1 protein-coding gene is annotated in these 2,734 nt (G+C 38.2%); it reads left to right on the top strand.

Annotation, left to right across the window (positions count from 1 at the left end; all coding sequences use genetic code 11):
* Positions 1-2,246 (top strand): M1 family aminopeptidase (locus tag ACZFYI_RS18570; protein ID WP_462525616.1); only part of this gene is annotated, 2,246 nt, incomplete at its 5' end.
* Between the last annotated feature and the right edge of the window lie 488 nt (positions 2,247-2,734).

The following is a 2,734-nucleotide window of genomic DNA, read 5'->3' as shown; positions in this document are numbered from 1 at the left end:
TTCAATTGCAATTGTTTATGCTGTTTGTTCTAATGATTTGCGGTATAGGCTTGCAACTTTACAATGGCTATTATCATTTTGAAATCGGACTGTATTTTTTTCATCTTTTTCTTATCACCTTTCCTGTGTTGATGGTTTGGGCGGCCCTGTCTGTATTTATCCATACAGTAATGCCCAATTTATACCTTGGTATTTTCATTTTGATACTTATCTGGTTGGTCAAAGACTTTCTGCCCCAAATAGGAATAAATACCCACCTTTTTTTGTTCAATTCCCCTCCGGCCGTGAACTATAGTGACCTCAACAGCTATGGGAATGGGTTGATTGGCCATCTCCTTGTCAATTCCTATTGGATTTCATTTGCTGCATTATTGCTCATTTTTGCCTATTTGTATTGGCAGCGAGGTTTGGTATATTCTATTCAGGAACGGTTTAGCAAATCCATTTCTAGGTTTAAAGGTTTGGTGCCTATTGCAACTGTTTTGTGTGTATTCCTTTTTTTTCTTTTGGGAATAAAAATCTACAAGGAGGAAAACAGTCTGATCAAACCTTCAGGAAATGAAACCCAAACTTTGGAATATTTCCGGAATACTTTTGGAAAATACCGATCAACCATACAACCGAAAATAGTTTCTGTCATTTTGGAACTTGAGCTGTTTCCTGAAAAACAGTCTTTTTTGGCAAAAGGGGAATACCTTTTGGTCAATAAATCCTCCCAAAAGATAGATAAATTGTTGATCAGGACTGGGTATGATGAAATTACCGGATACTCTTTAGACATGCCATCATTTTTGATAGCAAGAGATACCGCCATGCAGTTTGCGGTTCTCATATTGGAAAGTCCGCTTTTGCCTGAAGATACCCTGAAAATGAGATTTGAAATAAAAAATAAACCAAATTCACTCTTTTATCAGAATTCTCCGGTGCTTCATAATGGCACTTTTCTAAGGACTGATATCCTTCCCCGCCTGGGCTATTTTTTTGATCAGGATTTCAAACAGCCTACAGACAGCCGGGTTGAAAATGTGAGTTTCTATTCTTCTCACGCTGATTTATTGCATCTTGAAACAACCATCAGCACAGATCATTCCCAAAAGGCGATAGCTCCCGGCTACCTTCAAAAACAATGGACGGAAAAGGGCAGAAATTATTATCATTTCAAAACGACAGATAAAATCAAATTCTCTTTTGCTTTTAATTCAGGTAATTTTTCCCTCCATAAATCCAGCCATAAGGGAGTGGATTTGGAAATATACCATCACCCAAACCATAGTTCCAATTTAAATGAAATGACGGAGGGCCTCAAAGCAGCCCTTGATTACAATACTTTTTACTTCGGCCCATACCAGCATGGGGAGGCCAGAATTGTGGAATTTCCGCTTACTGAAGGAAGCTTTGCTTCAGTAATGGGTAATTCTATCCCGACTTCTGAAGTTCGGTTTATCCAGAAAAGCGAACTGAAGCCCAAGCATATTGATTTAGCTTTTTATGTTCAGGCCCACGAACTGACACACCAATGGTGGGGCAATCAGCTGGTGCCTGCAGATGCCTTGGGCGCAAAAATGCTCACAGAAAGTATCACTGAATACATCAGCCTAAGGATTTACGAAAGGTATTTTGGCCCGGAAAAAGCCCTGAACTTTTTGGCTTTGCAACGCAAACGATATCTGGAAGGGCGTACCCAAGAAACCGGAGAGGAAATGCCGCTGTATCTCGTAAAGCCGGAACAAGAATACATTGCATATGGAAAAGGAGCTATGGCATTGAATAGCCTGCGGTATTATGTGGGAGAAGACAAGCTGAACAATCTGTTAAAGGCATTTCTGGAAAAATATAAATTCAGAACTGACAGTTATCCCACTACTGTCGGTTTGATTACTGATCTCAAAAAATCAATTTCCCCGGACTTCCATTATATCATCAGTGACATGATGGAAACCATAACTTTCTTTGACAACAAAATAACCGGATTAAGGGAAATGTCAGGAAACAAATTGGAGTTAACCATCGACATCAAAAAGCTCGACCATACCCTGAAAAATGAAATGGAAGTCCACCGAATATTTATTGAGATTGGGCAATATAACCAGGAAGGGCAATTGATTGGTATAGAGCAATACCGCGTATCGTCAGGTGTGAATAAAGTAATCATTTCACCAAAGCCAGATGTCAAAAGCGTTTCACTTGATCCTCTCCTCCATTTTATTGAGTTGGAAATAGAGGATAACCGAAAGAACATCAAATAAACTGGGTTATTTTTTAAAAATATTATTCAAAGAAAGCCTGTCTTGTTATCCTGCTTCTCCTGAAGTAGGATAACCAACTTTCGTTCGAGCTTCAGAAAAGCTGATGAAATCACCAAATCCCTATCCTCTGAGGGTAGTGCAGTACCTTCAGAAGGTACTCAAGTATGTTCCGAACCTAGTCAGGAATTCACATTTACTACATTTTGAAACTTTTTTATTTCAGAGGTATTGAATTTTAATACACAGAAAGTCTTTTTCATTACTCGTCCATTGATTTTGAATACACATCGAATCTTTTTTAATACACGTGAACTCTTTTTTACAACACGAGTATACATTTTTAATACAGCAGAAGTCTTTTTGATTCAACGTGTATTCTTTGAGAATACATGAGTAGGTTAATTCATCAGACGAGTATTCTTTTTTGGTATTGGAGTATTCTTTTTGAATACAGGAATACTCTTTTAAGGTACATGAGTACCTTCAGA

The organism is Aquiflexum sp. (assembly GCF_977115555.1).
This window is presented reverse-complemented; position numbering and strand designations above follow the sequence as displayed.